This is a genomic window from Deinococcus alpinitundrae (assembly GCF_009982895.1).
In the GTDB taxonomy this organism is placed as follows: domain Bacteria; phylum Deinococcota; class Deinococci; order Deinococcales; family Deinococcaceae; genus Deinococcus; species Deinococcus alpinitundrae.
In genome coordinates this window covers 1-1,847 of record NZ_WXZL01000075.1, presented here as the reverse complement: position 1 = coordinate 1,847, position 1,847 = coordinate 1, and the positions used below count along the sequence as shown (strand labels likewise).

3 protein-coding genes are annotated in these 1,847 nt (G+C 51.2%); all 3 read left to right on the top strand.

Translation table 11 applies throughout. The features are described 5' to 3' along the window. Nucleotides 1-212: 212 nt before the first annotated feature. From GUI70_RS22405 to GUI70_RS22395, 3 genes are read left to right on the top strand one after another with little or no spacing between them, the layout of a single operon-like run. Nucleotides 213-656 (top strand): transposase family protein, encoded by a 444-nt coding sequence (locus GUI70_RS22405; protein WP_237725122.1) that lies wholly within the window; start codon nt 213-215, stop codon nt 654-656. 8 nt (nt 657-664) lie between these two features. Further along, the gene (locus GUI70_RS22400; protein WP_237725121.1) at nt 665-1,051 is read left to right on the top strand and encodes a transposase family protein; all 387 of its coding nucleotides are present in this window, start codon (nt 665-667) and stop codon (nt 1,049-1,051) included. 27 nt (nt 1,052-1,078) lie between these two features. Beyond that, entirely contained in the window at nt 1,079-1,462 is a 384-nt protein-coding gene (locus GUI70_RS22395; RefSeq protein ID WP_161884485.1) for a hypothetical protein, read from the top strand. The last annotated feature ends 385 nt before the right edge of the window (nt 1,463-1,847 follow it).

Sequence of the window (1,847 nt, the reverse complement as noted above, 5' to 3'; positions counted from 1 at the left end):
GCGCCGCCCACCACCAGCGCGACAATTCGAGTCCGAAGCTCCAAGCTATACCCACGTACCCCGGCTGTATTCATGAAGCTATTATGTCAAATGCTCTAAGTGAAATGACTGCTTATTTCTCCTCAAGCAAGTGGTCATCCCAGTGGCTCACCTATGGAGCGAGAGGTTCTCTTAATAGACCTCTTGCGAAAGTCGCGGGCTAAGGTGGCAGCGTGGAGCAAGACCGCCTGACCTGTACCCTGAAGATGAACCGAAAGCAGTTCCGCCGGCGTACCGGGGTGTACCCCGAAACCTTCGCTGAGATGGAGGCCGTCCTGATCGAACGAGAGGGTCGGAAGAAAAAATCTGGCCGCCCAGCGGCGCTGAGCGTAACTGAGCAGCTTCTGATGACCTTGGAATTCTGGCGTGAATATCGTACGTTCGCACACCTGGGGGACGACTGGAGTGTCCATGAAGCCACCGTGCACCGCACGGTGGAACGCGTCGAGGCAGCGCTGATCGCCAGTGCGCAGTTTCAGATGCCCAAGAAACATGTGTTTCAGGAAGCGCAGATCGTGTACAGCATCGTGACGGTCGATGCTTCCGAGGTGCCATGTGAACGGCCCAAAAAAAGCAGCGGCGCTGGTACAGCGGCAAGAAGAAGCGGCACACCCTGAAATTCCAGGTGTTGATGTGTGCGGTGACACAGCGCATTCTGGGTACGGCCACGAGCGCCGGTGCGATTCATGACCTGAAGCTCTTCCGTCAGTCTGGCGTACGGTTTCCCCACGACACGGCCTTGATCGGGGATGCCGGTTATCAGGGTCTGTGGCGAAGCCATGGACATGCCATCACCACCCACAAGGCGACGCGGGCGTCGCCCCTCTCTGCTGAACAGCGTCAAGAGAATCGGGAGCTGTCGTATACCCGACAAGGGATAGAGCACGCGATTCGTCGCATGAAGGTCTTTCGCGTTCTGAAGGGTGTATACAGACATCGTCGTCGTCGGTTTGCACTCCGGGTTCAGCTCATCGCAGCCCTCTGTAACCTCACGCGAGCCTGCCAGCCATGACTTTCGCAAGAGGTCTAATATACTTAAATGCATAAAATTCTTCCTCTGGCGATTATTCTTTCTTTCTCTGCAGTTGCTCAGAGCAGTACTGAAGAAAAACAGATGTATACTGCTTTATCCTCTGAAGCTCGCAATTTTACAGGCAAGAAGTGCGACTTTGACGAGATGTCTTCAGGGGTAGGTTATATTGGGTCTACACCAAAGCAGGCAGAAAAAAAGCTGATTGAATACTTTAACTATACTTTAGGGTTACTTGAACCGAAATCACGCAAAATCGTAAAACAAAGCAAGACGGTAGGACCTTCCTACAAAGCATATGTGAGAGATAAGAACGAGGCATATTTTTCACATTCTTGGTTCGATACAAAAAACGGCAAATTTTATCAGTGGTTCTGTGGTCTTAAATCCTAGTTTTTTGACATGAAATTAGGATTGAGATAATCGAACACGGAAACATTCCGTTTCAATTATCTCAAAGGAATTTGAGCCCCAACTGTCGTCTGCTCTTCCCGTGTTAGATCGAGGAAAAGCAGACCGGCTGGGTTGTTAGAGGTCATCCAGAAATTTTCCGATGACTTTCCGTCAAGCCGCGCTGGGCAGACGTTGAACTCTCGTTGAGCCTTTGAGGGAATCGATTTGCCGATGACCCCATATGGCACACCATCAATGCCACCCTATCCTGATTTTCTGGATGACTTCTAGAGCATTTGTCACAATAGAACCTGGGGATGGGCGTGTTTAAACCAGTGTTCGATATCCAAGCGTTTCACGGCGTCCAAAGCGCTGCCAATGGCGT

Excerpts from the sequence above, each read along its gene's own strand:
- GUI70_RS22395 (WP_161884485.1), top strand. The coding sequence starts at position 1,079 with ATGCATAAAATTCTTCCTCTGGCGATTATTCTTTCTTTCTCTGCAGTT.